At 69.5% G+C, this 14,891-nt stretch carries 14 protein-coding genes; 5 read left to right on the top strand and 9 right to left on the bottom strand.

The genetic code is table 11. From position 1 onward, the window contains the following. Positions 1 to 4: 4 nt before the first annotated feature. The 7 genes from ACSFBM_RS27295 to ACSFBM_RS27265 form a co-directional block, all read right to left on the bottom strand. A complete protein-coding gene (locus ACSFBM_RS27295; RefSeq protein ID WP_435487205.1) occupies positions 5 to 1,063 on the bottom strand; it encodes an ABC transporter substrate-binding protein in 1,059 nt (352 codons plus the stop codon). A gap of 45 nt (positions 1,064 to 1,108) precedes the next feature. Next, positions 1,109 to 2,266 (bottom strand): NAD(P)/FAD-dependent oxidoreductase, encoded by a 1,158-nt coding sequence (locus ACSFBM_RS27290; protein ID WP_435487204.1) that lies wholly within the window; start codon positions 2,264 to 2,266, stop codon positions 1,109 to 1,111. After that, on the bottom strand, positions 2,263 to 3,690 hold the full coding sequence (locus ACSFBM_RS27285; RefSeq protein ID WP_435487203.1) for an FAD/NAD(P)-dependent oxidoreductase: 1,428 nt from the start codon (positions 3,688 to 3,690) through the stop codon (positions 2,263 to 2,265). The genes ACSFBM_RS27290 and ACSFBM_RS27285 overlap by 4 nt, the downstream gene beginning before the upstream one ends. Then, positions 3,687 to 3,992, bottom strand: coding sequence for a (2Fe-2S)-binding protein (locus ACSFBM_RS27280; protein WP_435487202.1), 306 nt, complete (start codon positions 3,990 to 3,992; stop codon positions 3,687 to 3,689). The genes ACSFBM_RS27285 and ACSFBM_RS27280 overlap by 4 nt, the downstream gene beginning before the upstream one ends. After that, positions 3,989 to 4,786 (bottom strand): ABC transporter permease, encoded by a 798-nt coding sequence (locus ACSFBM_RS27275; protein ID WP_435487201.1) that lies wholly within the window; start codon positions 4,784 to 4,786, stop codon positions 3,989 to 3,991. Before ACSFBM_RS27275 ends, ACSFBM_RS27280 begins: the two co-directional genes overlap by 4 nt. A 91-nt stretch (positions 4,787 to 4,877) precedes the next feature. Beyond that, positions 4,878 to 5,741, bottom strand: coding sequence for an ABC transporter permease (locus ACSFBM_RS27270; protein ID WP_435487200.1), 864 nt, complete (start codon positions 5,739 to 5,741; stop codon positions 4,878 to 4,880). Continuing rightward, complete coding sequence (locus ACSFBM_RS27265; protein ID WP_435487199.1) at positions 5,738 to 6,808, bottom strand: ABC transporter ATP-binding protein; 1,071 nt, start codon at positions 6,806 to 6,808, stop codon at positions 5,738 to 5,740. The genes ACSFBM_RS27270 and ACSFBM_RS27265 overlap by 4 nt, the downstream gene beginning before the upstream one ends. Before the next feature lie 218 nt (positions 6,809 to 7,026). Between ACSFBM_RS27265 and ACSFBM_RS27260 the strand changes: the two genes are divergently transcribed. After that, positions 7,027 to 7,911, top strand: a complete 885-nt coding sequence (locus tag ACSFBM_RS27260; RefSeq protein ID WP_435438847.1) for an IclR family transcriptional regulator — start codon at positions 7,027 to 7,029, stop codon at positions 7,909 to 7,911. Between the two features lie 44 nt (positions 7,912 to 7,955). On the opposite strand, the gene ACSFBM_RS27255 is transcribed toward ACSFBM_RS27260, so the two are convergent. Further along, entirely contained in the window at positions 7,956 to 8,396 is a 441-nt protein-coding gene (locus ACSFBM_RS27255) for a DUF4174 domain-containing protein (RefSeq protein ID WP_435487198.1), read from the bottom strand. Between the two features lie 2 nt (positions 8,397 to 8,398). After that, the gene (locus ACSFBM_RS27250; RefSeq protein ID WP_435487197.1) at positions 8,399 to 8,902 is read right to left on the bottom strand and encodes a hypothetical protein; all 504 of its coding nucleotides are present in this window, start codon (positions 8,900 to 8,902) and stop codon (positions 8,399 to 8,401) included. 228 nt (positions 8,903 to 9,130) lie between these two features. Between ACSFBM_RS27250 and amaB the strand changes: the two genes are divergently transcribed. From amaB to ACSFBM_RS27230, 4 genes are all read left to right on the top strand, one after another. Beyond that, positions 9,131 to 10,678 carry an L-piperidine-6-carboxylate dehydrogenase gene (gene amaB, locus ACSFBM_RS27245; protein ID WP_435487196.1) on the top strand — a complete coding sequence of 516 codons (1,548 nt, stop codon included), beginning with the start codon at positions 9,131 to 9,133 and terminating at the stop codon, positions 10,676 to 10,678. A gap of 103 nt (positions 10,679 to 10,781) precedes the next feature. Continuing rightward, entirely contained in the window at positions 10,782 to 11,690 is a 909-nt protein-coding gene (locus ACSFBM_RS27240) for an amino acid ABC transporter substrate-binding protein (RefSeq protein WP_435487195.1), read from the top strand. Next, a complete protein-coding gene (locus ACSFBM_RS27235) occupies positions 11,687 to 12,907 on the top strand; it encodes a pyridoxal phosphate-dependent aminotransferase (RefSeq protein WP_435487194.1) in 1,221 nt (406 codons plus the stop codon). The genes ACSFBM_RS27240 and ACSFBM_RS27235 overlap by 4 nt, the downstream gene beginning before the upstream one ends. A gap of 307 nt (positions 12,908 to 13,214) precedes the next feature. Further along, positions 13,215 to 14,888 (top strand): thiamine pyrophosphate-binding protein, encoded by a 1,674-nt coding sequence (locus tag ACSFBM_RS27230; protein WP_435487193.1) that lies wholly within the window; start codon positions 13,215 to 13,217, stop codon positions 14,886 to 14,888. Positions 14,889 to 14,891 lie beyond the last annotated feature (3 nt).

Raw genomic sequence — 14,891 nt, 5'->3', positions numbered from 1 at the left:
CGGATCACTTCTCTATGGTCTTGTTCCAGCGCGCGTTCCATGCGGGCCGGTTCGCGTTGATGCTTTCCCAGTCGATGGTGACGGCCGTCTTCATCCACTTGTTGATGTCCGCCACCTGCGCCGCGCCTTCGCCCTCGGCCGGCGCCTTGGGGTTGGTCGGAATCTGCGCGCCGTACTGCAGCACGTTGGCCTGTGCCAACGGGCTCAGCAAGAACTCGGCGAGCTTTTGCGACAGCTCGGGCTCGCTGTTGTTGGCGATCACGCACTGGCCCACCATGAGCACCACCGCGCCTTCCTTGGGCGGCGCGTACTCCACCGGAATGCCCTTGGTCTTGAGCGCGGCCACGGCCGTGGGCGTCAGCGGGAAGATGGCCGCTTCATTGGTCTGCACCATCTCCGACAGCTTGGCCGAACTCGGGATGTACTCCAGCACGTTCGGCCCGACGGTGGTGGGCCAGGCCTTGAAGCCGGGCTCCACGTTCTTGTCGTTGCCGCCCTGGATGCGGTTGAACATCAGGAAGCCGTGCAGCCCGAACGAGGACGACGACATCGACTGGAACACCACCTTGCCCTTGAACTTGGGGTCGGCCAGGTCCATCCACGAGGTGGGCGGCGCCCAGCCCTTTTCCTTGAACATCTTCGCGTTGTAGGCCAGGCCCGTCATGCCCAGGCTCACGCCGCTGGCCATGTCGTCCTTGAAGCGCGCGGCGGGGTAGATCTCTGCCAGCGAGGGGTTGGGCTTCTGCTTCTGGCACAGCCCCATGCCGATGGCGCGCACCATGATGCCGTCGTCGAGGAACATCACATGCATCTGCGGCCTGTCCTTGTTGGCCTGCGCCTTGGCCAGGATGTCGGAGGAGGTGCCGGGCACCACCACCACCTTGGCGCCGTAGGCCTTCTCGAAGGCGGGGAACACGTACTGCGTGTACGCCTTCTCCATGGTGCCGCCGTTCATGCCGATGTAGATCGTCTTGTTCTGCGCGCTGGCGGTGCCGGCGGCGGCGAGCAGCGCCGCGAAGGCGACGGCACAAAGGAGGGAAGGGGACTTGGCGGTGCGGGACATGGTGTGCTCTCCAATCAAGTTCAGGGTGGGAATTCAGCCAGGGGGTCAGGCGTGGGAAACGGAAACTGAAACGGGTTCTTCGTCGAAGCGCCCGATGGCGAAGGCGTCGATGGGTGTGTCGGTGCGCCCGTCGCGCGCCAGTTCGGCGAGCACCTCGCCGGCGGCCGGGCCGATCTGGAAGCCCGCGCCCGAGAAGCCGAAGCCGTGGAACAGGCCGGGCGTGGTGCGGCTCGGGCCGAGCACCGGTTCACGGTCGGGCAGGTAGCCCTCGGTGCCGCCCCAGGTGCGGATGAAATGGGTGTGGCGCAACGCGGGCAGCAGCTCGACGGCCTGCATCGCGAGCATGGCGATGGCGTCGTGGTCCGCGCGCGCGCGGTCGGCACTGAGCGTGATGCCGGTGCCGCCGCCCATCACGAGGTTGCCGCGCGCGACCTGCCGGCAGTAGATGCCGCCGCCTTCCACGCCCAGGCTCCATGTCATGAAGTGCGGCACCGGTTCGGTCACCGCCATCACGGGGCTGCGTGCGCGCAGGGGCGGCGTCTCGCCGAACTGGGCGGCAATGGCGCCGGCCCAGGCGCCGGCGCAGTTCAGCAGCACCGGGGCCTGCACTTCGCGCGTGCCTTCGGCATGCGTCGCGCGCACCATGAACAGGGCGCCGTCGTGCGCCACCTCGTCGACCTTGTGGCGCTCCAGCACCTGCGCGCCCGCGCGCCGCGCCGCCAGCGCGAAGGCCGGCGACACCAGGCGCGGGTTGGCCTGCCCGTCTTCCGGGCACAGCGACCCGCCCATGGCGCGCGTGCCGAGCCAGGGGCATTGCGTGCGCAGGCGCGCGGCGGAGATCAGCTCCAGGCCCAGGTCGAAGTCGCTGCTCATGGCGCGGTAGCGCTCCAGCGAGGCCATGTCGGCCTCGCTGCGCGCGATCTTGAAATGGCCCGAGCGGATGTATTCGCCGTCGGTGCCCAGCAGGGCGGGCAGCTGGCCCCAGATGCGGTGCGCGCGCTGCGTCAGCGGCAGCTGGCTGAGCGGGCGGCCCTGGCGGCGTACGCCGCCGAAGTTCACGCCGCTCGAACGCGAGCCGCACAGGTCGCGCTCCAGCAGCACCACGCCCAGGCCCATGCGGCGCAAGGCGAGCGCGGCCGAAGCACCGACGATGCCGCCGCCGACGATGGCGACGTCGGTCTTCAGGGGGGTGATGCCGCTCATTCGCCGGTTCCTTCGTCGGTCGTTTCGGCGATCGCGTCGGCGGGCACGAGCCGCAGCGGAATCGGCTTGATCGGCGCCTGCCCGCGCAGCCGCCCGACCTGCTGCAGCGGTTGCTGCGTTGCGTGCGCCAGGATTTCTGCCGCGGCCACGCCGCACATGCGGCCCTGGCAGCGGCCCATGCCGACGCGCGACAGGGCCTTCAGGCGGTTCATTTCGTCGGCGCCGTTGATCGCGACGGTCTGGCGCAACGTGCCGGCCGTGATGTTCTCGCAGCGGCAGACCACCAGGTCGTCGCTGGCGTGCGCGGCCCAGTCCTGCGGCACGGGGAAGGCGCGCTCCAGGCCCCGGCGAAAGCCCATGAGCTTGCCCAGCTTGCGTTCCAGCGCCGATGCACGCGCCGTGTCGACGGCCAAGCCGTGGTCCGCCAGCAGCGCCAGCGCCGTGCGCTCGCCGGCCCACTCGGCCGCATCCGCACCCATGATGCCGGCGCCGTCGCCCGCGAGGTACACGCCCTGCACGCTGGAGCGGCCCGCCGCGTCGCACACCGGCAGGTGCGCGCGGTGCATGGGCACGTAGTCGAAGCGGCAGCCCAGCAGGTCGGGCAACTGCGTCTCGGAGCGCAGCGCGTAGCCGAAGCCCACCGCGTCGCAGGCCAGCGTGCGTTCCTCGTGGCCGTCCTGCCAGGTGACACCGGTCACGCGGCCTTGCGTGTCGTCGCCGAGCACGCGCAGCGGGCGCACGCCGCTGTGCAGCGCCACGCCGTGCGCGCGCAGCCAGCCGACGTAATACACGCCCTTGGCGAACACCGCAGGCTGGGTGAGCATGGCGGGGGTGGCGGCCAGCTGGTCGGCCAGGCGCGCGGTGTCCAGCACCGCGGCCACCTTCACGCCGGCCTTCGCATATTGGTACGCCACCAGGTACAGCAGCGGTCCGGTGCCCATGAACACCACGCGCTGCCCGATGGCGCAGCCCTGGAACTTGAGCGCCACCTGGGCGCCGCCCAGCGTGTACACGCCCGGCAGCGTCCAGCCCGGCACCGGCAGCACGCGGTCGGTGGCGCCCGTGGCCACGATCAGGTGGCTGTAGGGCACGCGGTGGTTGGTGTGCGTGGGGCCGTGCATCACGTCGAGCAGCCGGTCCTGCGCGTTCCACACCAGGCTGTCGCGCCGGTGCTCGATGCGGCCCTGCAGCGCGTCGAAGGAGGCGTGCACGCCCTCGGCGCGCTTCGACTCCAGGCCGTAGAGCGTTTGCGTGCTGCGCTGCGCTAGGCTGGCAGGCGGGCGGCGGTAGATCTGGCCGCCGGCGCGCGAGGCCTCGTCGATCACCACGGGCCGCAGGCCGTAGGCCACCAGCGTCTGCGCCGCGCGCACGCCGGCCGGGCCGGCGCCGACGATCACGGGGCGGATGTCGCCTGAGCTCGTCATGTGCCGTTCTTTCCCGTGACCAGCGCCATGCCGGGCGCGATGAAGGTCGAGCACGCGCGCAGCCGCTCGCCTTCGCCGGTGGCGATCCAGCAGTCCTGGCAGGCGCCCATCATGCAGAAGCCCGCGCGCGGCAGGCCACTGAACTCGTTGCGCCGCAGCTGGGCGCCTTGCGTGAGCACGGCGGTCAGCACGGTGTCGCCGGCGAGTGCGCTCGCGGGCACGCCGTCGAGCGTGAAGGCCACGGCCTCGCGGTCGGTGGTCTCGGCCACGCGGTGCAGCAATGCATGAGAAGTGGTCGTCATTTGCTGCGCCCCACCAGCACGCGGTCCAGCCCGTAGATGCGGTCCAGCAGCACCATCGCGAAGGCCGTGACGGCCACCATCAGCGCCGACACCGCCGCCATCAGCGGGTCGATCGACTCGGTGGCGTACATGTACATGCGCACCGGCAGCGTCACCGTGCTGGGCGAGGTGACGAAGATGGACATCGTCACTTCGTCGAAGCTGTTGATGAACGACAGCATCCAGCCGCCCGTGACGCCCGGCAGGATCATCGGCAGCGTGATGCGACGGAACACCGTGGCCTGGCTCGCGCCCAGCGACAGCGCGGCCTGCTCGGCGCTGCGGTCGAAGCCCACCAGCGCCGCCACCACCAGGCGCAGCGTGTAGGGCGTGACGATGAGCGCATGCGCCATCACCAGCCAGGCGAAGCTGCCCGAGCCGCCCACCAGCGAGAACAGCCGCAGCAGCGCCACGCCCAGCACCAGGTGCGGCACGATCAGCGGCGACAGGAACAGGCCGTTGAGGAAGTTGCGCCCCGGAAACGCGTAGCGCGTGATCGCCATGCCGGCCGGCACCGCCAGCAGCGTGGCGATGGTGGCCGAGCTCAGCGCGAGCCACAGGCTGTTCCAGAACGACTGCATGAAGTCGGGGTGCGCGAACACCGCGCGGAACCAGCGCAGCGAGAAGTGCGTGGTCGGAATGGTCAGCGTGTTCTCGGGCGTGAACGCCACGATGCACACCACCACCAGCGGCGCAAGCATGAAGGTGATGACGAGCGCGTTGAACGCGAGGGCGATGGGGCCGTTCTTGTTCATGGCTCAGGCCTCCCGCCGGGCCGCCCCAAGGGAGGCCTGCGCCCCCTCGGGGGGCAGCGAATACACGAAGTGATGGAGCGTGGGGGTCATGTCAGCCCAGCGCTTTCTTGTAGCGGCCTTCTACGAGGCGGTTGTAGCTGAGCATGACGACCAGATTCGCGACAAGCAGAACCAGCGCCACGGCAGCGCCCAGTGGCCAGTTCAGCTCGCTGAGGTACTCGTCGTAGACGATGGTCGCGACCATCTTCAGGCGCCGCCCGCCCAGCAGACCCGGAATGGCGAACGAACTCGCGGCCAGGCCGAACACGATCAGGCTGCCCGACAGAATGCCCGGCATCACCTGCGGCAGCACGATGCGCCGCAGCGTGGTGAAGGGCGTGGCGTTGAGCGACAGGGCCGCGTTCTCCACGCCCGGGTCCAGCTTCTGCAGCGAGGTCCACACCGGGATCACCATGAACGGCAGCATCACGTGCACCAGCGCAATGACCACGGCGGTGCTGGTGTACAGGATCTTCACCGGGCCGATGCCCAGCAGCCCCAGCAGGCCGTTGACCGCGCCCTCGGGCCCGAGCAGCATGCTCCAGCCGAAGGCGCGCACCACCACCGAGACCAGCAGCGGCGCCAGCACCACCAGCAGAAGAATCGAGCGCCACGGGTTGCGCATGCGGCTGAGCACATAGGCCTCGGGCGCGCCGATGACCACGCAGATCAGCGTGACCAGCCCCGACACCCAGAAGGTGCGCCAGAAGATGCCCAGGTAGTAGGAGTCGGAGAACACCAGCGCGTAGTGCGCGAACGTGAACTCGCCCGCCTTGGGACCGGTGGCCGGGTCGTACACGTTGAACGACAGCACGGCCGTGAGCGCCAGCGGCACCAGCAGCAGCGCGGTGAACAGCAGCAGCGCGGGGGCGCTGAGCCACCACGGGGTGGCCTTGTGCTTCAGCGCGGTGCTCATGCGGCGACCGCTTTCTCCGCCGGCAGCAGCCGCATGCAGTGCGCCGGCCAGTCGAGGCCGGTGCGGGCGCCTTCCTCGAGCGCCTCGCGCCCGTCGTTGGGGCTGAGCACCGTGAGGTCGCCCACGGCCGTGGCCACGCGGTAGAGCCACTGGCTGCCGAGGAAGAAGCGCTCCTGCACTTCGCCGTCGAGCCGGCCCTGCCCCGGCGGCACCAGCTGCAGCTTTTCGGGCCGCACGCTCAGCAGCGCCGCGGTGTTGACGCTGAAGCCCGTGTCGTCCACGTCGAGCGAGAGCGCGCCGACTTCCACGCAGGTGCGCGTGGCGCCGCTGTTGGAGACGCGGCAGTCCAGCAGGTTGGCCTTGCCCACGAAGGTGGAGATGAAGCGCGTGCTCGGATGCTCGTACACGCGCTGCGGATGGTCGATCTGCGTGGCGCAGCCGCCTTCCATCACCACCACGCGGTCGCTGATGGACATGGCCTCGCTCTGGTCGTGCGTGACCATCACCGTGGTGGTGCCCACCTTGCGCTGGATCTGGCGCAGCTCGAACTGCATCTCCTCGCGCAGCTTGGCGTCCAGGTTGGAGAGCGGCTCGTCCAGCAGCAGCACCGGCGGCTCGATGACGAGCGCGCGGGCCAGCGCCACGCGCTGCCGCTGGCCGCCCGAGAGCTCGCGCGGATAGCGCGTGGCGTGCGCTTCGAGGTGCACCAGCGCCAGCGCCTGCTTCACGCGCTCGCTGCGCTCGGCCTGGGGCATCTTGCGCATCTCGAGGCCGAAGCTCACGTTGTCGGCCACCGTCATGTGCGGGAACAGCGCGTAGGTCTGGAACACGATGCCCAGCCCGCGCGTGTTGGCCTTGGCGTGCGTGATGTCCTTGCCCGCGAGCTCGATGCGCCCGCTGCTCACGGCCTCGAAGCCCGCAATCATCTGCAGCGTGGTGGTCTTGCCGCAGCCCGAGGGGCCGAGCAGCGAGACGAACTCGCCTTTTTCCACCGTGAGGTTCATGGCCGACACCGCGCGGGTGGCGCCATAGAACTTGGTCACGTCGGTGAGCTGGAGGAATGACATGGGAGAGTGCCTTTCTGCGGGAGCGAAAAGATGGCTCCGGGCACCTTGGTTCATCTTGGTGCGGGCCATGGACAGCTTGCTGCGTTCAATTCACTCTATTGCAACGATTGCGCCAGATCGCCTCGGGTATTCCATTAATCAGAATCTTTCTTCAATTTATTCCGTTCAATGGAATATAATGGCCGAAAGCAATCAGCACGATTCCACAGGAGCAAGGTATGGAAAGCACTTCGGACGCCGCACCGGCCACCGCACCGTCCAGCGGCGGCGTGCCGCGCGTGTTTTCGGTGATCCGGGCGCTCGGCGCGGTGCAGGCCGAGGGCGGGCGCGTGACGCAGATCGCACGTTCCGTGGGCCTCACGCAGGCCACCACGCACCGTTTGCTGCAGTCGCTCATGGCCGAAGGCATGGTCGAGCAGGACGAGCGCACCAAGCTCTACCGCCTGGGCATCGACTTCTTCGCGCTCGCGGCCAGCGCGGGCAACCCCGGCGACCTGCGCTCCATCTGCCGGCCGGTGCTGCTGCGGCTGTGCGCGAGCCTGGGGGACAGCATCTTCCTGCTGGCGCGCAGCGGCTTCGACGCCGTCTGCCTGGACCGCAGCGAAGGGCCGTTTCCCATCCGATCGTTCACCGGCGACATCGGCGGGCGCATTGCGCTGGGCGTGGGGCAAGGGGCGCTGGCCATCCTGGCGTTCTTGCCGGAGGCGGAGCGCGAAGAGGTGATCCGCTTCAACCTGTCGCGCGTGCGCGAGTACGGCGTGTACGACGAGGTGTACCTGCGCACCGAGATCGAGCGCGTGCGCCAGCAGGGCTATGCGGGGCGCAACACCGGGCTGCTCGAGGGCATGGCGGGCGTGGCGGTGCCGATCCTCGACCGCGAAGGGCGCGCGGTGGCCGCGCTGAGCGTGGGCACCATCGCCGACCGGCTCAATGCCGACCGCATGCCGACCGTGGTGGAACTGCTCAAGCGCGAGGCCGCGGCCATCGGGCCGAAGATCAACCCGTTCGACGCCACGCTGCGGCGGCCGGCGCAGAGCCTGGCGAGTTCGCCGGCGGGGCAGAAGATCGAGCTGCCGGAGGCGCCCGGGCCGGGGAAGGCCTGAGCCTCCGGGGCATCAACAACGCCGGCGTGTCAGCACCGCCAGCTTCAACGCCGGCGCATCGGCATCCTGTCGATCTCCGCGAACACCGCCTGCAGGTCGACGTCGGGGCCTTCGGTCATCTTCACGCCGCCGTCCTTGCCGACCAGCACGAAGATGGGCGGGCCCGCCGCATCGAGTTTCAGCGCGGCCAGCAGCGCGCGGGTCTGCGCCACGTCGAGCGGCTGCGCGTTGCGGCGGCCCTGGCCCGCGACCACCGTGTAGAGCACCATCTCGCGGTCGATGAAGGCCTCGCGCGTGGCCGTCTGGCGCAGGGCGGACTCGACCTTGCGCAGCATCGCGTCACCCTCCGCCGGCACCACCACGACCACCGGGCGCGTCTTCCAGCGCTCGGTCACGAGCGGGTTGCGTTCCGCGGCGGCGGCCGCGAGCGGCAGGGCCACGCTCAGCGCGGCCAGGGTGGGCTTGAGAAGGCTCGAAAAAGGCATGCTCACTCCTTCAGCTTGATGTCTTCGCTCTTGGCTTCCTGCATCGCTTCGGGCTCCAGCTCTTCGGCGTAGCGGTTGAGGCGAATGAACACGCCCCAGCCCGCCATCAGCAGGCCCACCGCGCTCAGCAGGGCGGCGCCGTACAGCATGAGCTCGGGCATCTCGCGGGCCTTGAAGATCGCGACCAGGCCCTCGACCGCCACGGCCACCACGATCACCACCATGAACCGCGACAGGAACCGGCGCACCCGCGTCGGCGCGCCGATGTGGGCGTCGCGCACCACTTCTTCTTCGAGCACGGTCTGCGAGATCTGCAGCGCCACGACCGCGGCCGCCAGCAGGCCGACCGCCTCGATCACCGCTTCGGCCGTCGCGATGTCGATGCCCTGCATGACGGCGACAAAGCCCGCGTGCCCCGCGACCGCGATCAGCACCACGGCCGCTGCGGCGAACGCGAACGCCGTCAGCGCGTGGAGCGCGGCGTAGAGGGAGAGGATCGTCTTCATGGCGCATCGGGCAAGTGGGGGTGGCGCATCTTGGATGCGGCCTGGCGCCTTGTGCGTAGGCGCGCAGCCCGTCGGATGCGCGGCGCACGCCATCATCCTTCCTCAAACGCATCAGGTCCTTCCATTTTTTCACTAGCCAATCGCGCGCAGTTCGCTGATATTGGCCGGGTTCCACCCCCGTACCGCCTTCCTGCCTTCCTTCTTCCTCCTCCTTCCCGGAGCGCGTCCATGTCCGAAGACCACACCCCCCTTTCCCCGGCGTCCGTCGCCACCGAAGTCGAACAACTGCTGCAGCGCCTGGGCGTGCCGCGCGAAGCCCACACCGGCGGCGAACTGACGGTGCGCTCGCCGGTGTCCGGCGAGGTGGTCGCACAGGTGCGGCAGACCACGCCGGCCGAGGCCACCGCCGCCATCGGCCGCGCGCACGAGGCCTTCAAGGCCTGGCGCAACGTGCCGGCCCCGCGCCGCGGCGAACTGGTGCGCCTGCTGGGCGAAGAGCTGCGCGTCGCCAAGCGCGACCTGGGCCGCCTGGTCACGCTGGAGGCCGGCAAGATTCCGTCCGAAGGCGCGGGCGAGGTGCAGGAAATGATCGACATCTGCGACTTCGCGGTCGGCCTGTCGCGCCAGCTCTACGGCCTGACGCTGGCCACCGAGCGCGCCGAGCACCGCATGATGGAAACCTGGCATCCGCTGGGCGTGTGCGGCGTGATCTCCGCCTTCAACTTTCCCGTGGCCGTGTGGTCGTGGAACGCGGCGCTGGCGCTGGTGTGCGGCGACTCGGTGGTGTGGAAACCGTCCGAGAAAACACCGCTGACCGCGCTGGCCGTGCATGCCATCGCGCAGCGCGCCATCGAGCGCTTCGGCGACGCGCCCGAAGGCCTGCTGGGCCTGCTGCTGGGCCTGCGCGACATCGGCGAGGTGCTGGTGGACGACCACCGCGTGCCGATTCTGTCGGCCACCGGTTCCACCGCCATGGGCCGCCAGGTGGGGCCGAAGCTGGCTGCCCGCTTTGCCCGCGCCATCCTGGAGCTGGGCGGCAACAACGCCGCCATCGTCACGCCCTCGGCCGACCTCGACCTCACGCTGCGCGGTATCGCCTTCGCGGCCATGGGCACGGCCGGCCAGCGCTGCACCACGCTGCGTCGCCTGTTCGTGCACGACAGCGTGTACGACGCGCTGGTGCCCAAGCTTGCCAAGGTCTACGGCAACGTGCAGGTGGGCGATCCGCGCGAGGCCGGCACGCTGGTGGGGCCGCTGATCGACCGCGCCGCTTTCGACGGCATGCAGAAGGCCCTGAACGAAAGCCGCGAGATCGGTGCCACCGTGCATGGCGGCAGCCGCGTCTATGGCATCGGCACGCAGGACGCCTACTACGTGCGCCCCGCGCTGGTGGAGCTCAAGTCGCACGCCGGCCCGGTGCTGCGCGAGACCTTCGCGCCCATCCTGTACGTGGTGCGCTACAGCACGCTCGACGAGGCCATCGAATGGCACAACGAAGTGGGCGCGGGCCTGTCGTCGTCGATCTTCACGCTCAACGTACGCGAGGCCGAGCGCTTCATGTCGAGCGCGGGCTCGGACTGCGGCATTGCCAACGTCAACATCGGCCCGAGCGGCGCGGAGATCGGCGGCGCCTTCGGCGGCGAGAAGGAAACCGGCGGCGGGCGCGAGGCGGGCTCGGACAGCTGGAAGGCGTACATGCGCCGCGCCACGAACACCATCAACTACTCGACCGCGTTGCCCCTTGCACAAGGCGTGACCTTCGACATCGGCGACTGACCGCCTTCCCGGTTCGTTCGAACCTGCCGCGCAGCAGCCCTGCTGCGGCGGCCGGCGGGCGGCCGCATGCATTCACCACAACCATAAGCAGGAGACAGAGACCATGAACATTCCCTTCAAGACCGCCACGACCACCGCCATCGCAGCCACGATGCTCGCGCTCGCGTTCGGCGCCGCCGCGCAGACCACCCCCGGCACGCTCGACAAGATCAAGGGCAGCGGCAAGGTGGTGCTGGGTGTGCGCGAAGCCTCGCCGCCCATGGCCTACATGCTGGGCGCGGGCGAGAAGTACGTGGGCTATCACGTGGAGCTGTGTGAGCGCGTGCTGAAGGACATCGCGCCGCAGGCCAGGCTGGAGTACATGGCCGTGACGGCGCAGAACACCATTCCGCTGGTGCAGAACGGCACGCTGGACATCGGCTGCGGCCCCACCACCAACAACACCGCCCGCCAGCAGCAGGTGGCCTTCGCGCTCACCACGTACGTGAGCGAAGTGCGCATGGCGACCAAGGTCGACTCGGGCATCGCCACGCTCGACCAGCTGGCGGGGCGCAACGTGTCGGCCTCCACCGGCACCACCGCCGTGCAGCTGCTGCGCAAGCGCGAGCGCGCACAGAACGTCTCTTACAACACCATGCTGGGCAAGGACCACCTCGAGAGCTTCCTGCTGCTGGAGTCGGGCCGCGCCGATGCCTTCGTGCTCGACGACAACCTGCTGGCCGGCATCATCGCGAACTCGAAGAGCCCCGCGTCGTACCGCATCGTCGGCGAGGCGCTGGGCTCCGAGCCGATCGCGCTGCTGTTCCGCAAGGACGACCCGGCCTTCAAGGCGGCGGTGGACGACTCGCTGCGCCGCATGATGAAGAGCGGCGACCTCGAGAAGATCTACACCAAGTGGTTCGTGGCCGCCATTCCGCCGAAGAACACCAGCCTGAACCTGCCCATGAGCCCGGCGCTCAAGCAGCTGATGGCCGAGCCCAACGACAAGCCGCTGGAGGCCTACGCCAAGTGAACCTGGACACCGTTGCTTTCCTGCCGGCGCAGCGCGTGCGCGCCATCGGCGTCTCGGAAATCCTGCGCATCACCGACCACGCCAACGCGCTCAAGCGCGCGGGCCGGCCGGTGATCGTGCTGGGTGCGGGCGAGCCCGATTTCGACACGCCGCCGAACGTGCGCGACGCCGCGGTGCGCGCCATCGAACGCGGCGAGACGCGCTACACGGTGCTCGACGGCAGCCCGGCGATGAAGGCCGCGGTGCAGCTGAAGTTCAGGCGTGACAACGCGCTGGACTTCGCGCCCGACGAGATCAGCGTGAGCGCGGGCGCCAAGCAGGTCATCTTCAACGCGCTGATGGCCAGCCTGGACCCGGGCGACGAGGTGATCCTGCCCGCGCCGTACTGGACCTCGTACGCGGACATCGTGCGGATCTGCGGCGGCGTGCCGGTGGTGGTGGCCTGCTCCGAAGCCGACGGCTTCCGGCTCGATGCGGCGCAACTCGACGCGGCCATCACGCCGCGCACACGCTGGCTGTTCCTCAACTCGCCGTCGAACCCGAGCGGCGCGGCCTACAGCGCGGCGCAGCTCAAGCCGCTGTGCGAGGTGCTGCTGCGGCATCCGCAGGTGTGGGTGCTGGCGGACGACATCTACGAACACATCCTCTACGACGGGCTCGCCTTTGCGACGCCGGTGGCGGTCGAGCCGCGGCTGCGCGAACGCACGCTGACCGTCAACGGCGTGTCGAAGGCCTACGCCATGACCGGCTGGCGCGTGGGCTACGGCGCGGGGCCGCGCGCGCTCATCGCGGCCATGGCCGTGGTGCAGAGCCAGACGACCTCGTGCCCGTCGTCCATCAGCCAGGCCGCGGCCATCGAGGCGCTGACCGGGCCGCAGGGCATCGTGGCCGAGCGCTGCGCCGACTTCCAGGCGCGCCGCGACTTCGTGGTCGCCGCGCTGAACCGCGCGCCCGGCCTGCACTGCCGCGTGCCCGAAGGCGCGTTCTATACCTTCGCGAGTTGCGCGGGCGTGCTCGGCAAGCGCACACCCGGCGGCACCTTGCTGCAGAGCGACAGCGACTTCTGCGGCTACCTGCTGCAGGACTTCGAGGTGGCGGTGGTGCCAGGCAGCGTGTTCGGGCTGGCGCCGTATTTCCGGATTTCGTATGCGACGGCGATGTCGCAGCTGGAAGAGGCGTGCAAGCGCATCGTGGCCGCGTGCGAAGCCCTCGAATGACTTTGACTTTCTCCCTCCCCCGCTGGGGGAGGGCAGGGGTGGGGGCTCGCGGCATGTCAGTTGCTGTCGGCTCATCCAGCGCCGCTTGCCCCCATCCCAGCCTTCCCCCAAAGGGGGAAGGAGCAATACCCTGCGTCTTCGTTTCGTCGAGCCCGCATTTCTCCCTCCCCCGCTGGGGGAGGGTAGGGGTGGGGGCTTGCGGCATGTCAGTTGCTGTCGGCCTGACCAACGCCGCTTGCCCCCATCCCAGCCTTCCCCCAGAGGGGGAAGGAGCAACACCCCATACCTTCAGCCCTTTGGAACAAGCATGACCTCACCCCGCACCGGCGGCCAGATCCTGGTCGACCAGCTCATCACCCATGGCGTGCAGCAACTCTTCTGCGTGCCCGGCGAAAGCTTTCTTGCCGTGCTCGACGCGCTGCATGACGCATCGATCGACGTGACCGTGTGCCGCCAGGAAGGCGGCGCGGCCATGATGGCCGAGGCGCAGGGCAAGCTCACGGGCAAGCCCGGCATCTGCTTCGTCACGCGCGGCCCGGGCGCCACCAACGCGGCGGCCGGCGTGCACATCGCGCACCAGGACTCGACGCCGCTGCTGCTCTTCGTGGGCCAGGTCGCGCGCGAGGCACTGGGCCGTGAGGCCTTCCAGGAACTCGACTACAGCGCCGTGTTCGGCACCATGGCCAAGTGGGTCGTGCAGATCGACGATCCGGCGCGCGTGCCCGAACTGGTGTCGCGCGCCTTCCATGTCGCCACCTCGGGCCGGCCCGGCCCGGTGGTGATCGCGCTGCCGGAAGACATGCTGACCGAGGCCGCGACGGTGGCCGACGCGCAGCCTTACGCGGTGACCGAAACCCATCCCGGTGCGTCGCAGGTCGCCGAGCTGCAGCAGCGCCTGGCGCAGGCGCAGCGCCCGGTCGTCATCCTGGGCGGCAGCCGCTGGTCCGAAAAGGCCGCGCTGCAGTTCGCGGATTTCGCGACGGCGTTCTCGCTGCCCGTGTACTGCTCGTTCCGCCGCCAGATGCTGATGTCCGCCGAGCACCCTTGCTATGCGGGCGACCTGGGCCTGGGCGCCAACCCGCGCATGCTGGAGCGCATCCGCCATGCCGACCTGGTGCTGCTGGTCGGTGGCCGCCTGTCGGAAGTGCCGTCGCAGGGCTACGAGCTGCTGGCGATTCCGCAGCCGAAGCAGGCATTGGTGCACGTGCACGCCGATGCGGACGAACTCGGCAAGCTCTACCGCCCGGCGCAGGGCATCCACGCCACGCCGCAGGCTTTTGCCGAAGCGGTGACCGCGCTGCGCCCCGCATCCACACCCGCGTGGCAGGCCGAGACCAAGATCGCGCGCGAAGACTTCCTGCGCTGGAGCGACCCGGCGCCCATCCGCATTCCGGGTCCGCTGCAGATGGGCGAGGTCATGCAGCACCTGCGCGAGGTGCTGCCGGCCGACACCATCTTCTGCAACGGTGCGGGCAACTTCGCCACCTGGGTGCACCGCTTCTGGCCGTTCCGCGCGTTCGCCAGCCAGCTGGCGCCCACCAGCGGCTCGATGGGCTACGGCCTGCCGGCCGGTGTCGGCGCCAAGCGCCTGTGGCCGCAGCGCGAGGTGGTGGTGTTTGCCGGCGATGGCGATTTCATGATGCACGGCCAGGAGTTCGCCACCGCCGTGCAGTACGGCCTGCCGATCCTCGTGGTGCTGCTGGACAACGCCATGTACGGCACCATCCGCATGCACCAGGAAAAGCACTATCCCGGCCGCATCAGCGCCACGCAGTTGAAGAACCCCGACTTCCGCGGCTATGCCGAGGTGTTCGGCGGCCACGGCGAGCGCGTGACGAACACCGAAGAGTTCGGCCCCGCACTGGCCCGCGCGCGAGCCAGCGGCAAGCCGGCGATCCTGCATTGCCTGCTGGACCCGGAGGCCATCACGCCGGGGAGCACGCTGCAGTCGATTCGCAAGGCGGCGTTGGCTGCGGGCTGAGTT

It is taken from the genome of Variovorax pasteuri (assembly GCF_051216435.1).
Classification (GTDB): domain Bacteria; phylum Pseudomonadota; class Gammaproteobacteria; order Burkholderiales; family Burkholderiaceae_C; genus Variovorax.
Note: the sequence above shows the minus strand (reverse complement) of the source record. Positions and strands in the feature narration are given on the sequence as shown.

What these genes read in the sequence shown, in the direction of transcription:
- ACSFBM_RS27255 (WP_435487198.1), bottom strand. Translation starts at nt 8,396, where the DNA reads ATGCCTTTTTCGAGCCTTCTCAAGCCCACCCTGGCCGCGCTGAGCGTG.
- amaB (WP_435487196.1), top strand. Translation starts at nt 9,131, where the DNA reads ATGTCCGAAGACCACACCCCCCTTTCCCCGGCGTCCGTCGCCACCGAA.
- ACSFBM_RS27290 (WP_435487204.1), bottom strand. Translation starts at nt 2,266, where the DNA reads ATGAGCGGCATCACCCCCCTGAAGACCGACGTCGCCATCGTCGGCGGC.
- ACSFBM_RS27275 (WP_435487201.1), bottom strand. Translation starts at nt 4,786, where the DNA reads ATGAACAAGAACGGCCCCATCGCCCTCGCGTTCAACGCGCTCGTCATC.
- ACSFBM_RS27285 (WP_435487203.1), bottom strand. Translation starts at nt 3,690, where the DNA reads ATGACGAGCTCAGGCGACATCCGCCCCGTGATCGTCGGCGCCGGCCCG.
- ACSFBM_RS27230 (WP_435487193.1), top strand. Translation starts at nt 13,215, where the DNA reads ATGACCTCACCCCGCACCGGCGGCCAGATCCTGGTCGACCAGCTCATC.
- ACSFBM_RS27295 (WP_435487205.1), bottom strand. Translation starts at nt 1,063, where the DNA reads ATGTCCCGCACCGCCAAGTCCCCTTCCCTCCTTTGTGCCGTCGCCTTC.
- ACSFBM_RS27240 (WP_435487195.1), top strand. Translation starts at nt 10,782, where the DNA reads ATGAACATTCCCTTCAAGACCGCCACGACCACCGCCATCGCAGCCACG.
- ACSFBM_RS27260 (WP_435438847.1), top strand. Translation starts at nt 7,027, where the DNA reads ATGGAAAGCACTTCGGACGCCGCACCGGCCACCGCACCGTCCAGCGGC.
- ACSFBM_RS27250 (WP_435487197.1), bottom strand. Translation starts at nt 8,902, where the DNA reads ATGAAGACGATCCTCTCCCTCTACGCCGCGCTCCACGCGCTGACGGCG.
- ACSFBM_RS27265 (WP_435487199.1), bottom strand. Translation starts at nt 6,808, where the DNA reads ATGTCATTCCTCCAGCTCACCGACGTGACCAAGTTCTATGGCGCCACC.
- ACSFBM_RS27280 (WP_435487202.1), bottom strand. Translation starts at nt 3,992, where the DNA reads ATGACGACCACTTCTCATGCATTGCTGCACCGCGTGGCCGAGACCACC.
- ACSFBM_RS27270 (WP_435487200.1), bottom strand. Translation starts at nt 5,741, where the DNA reads ATGAGCACCGCGCTGAAGCACAAGGCCACCCCGTGGTGGCTCAGCGCC.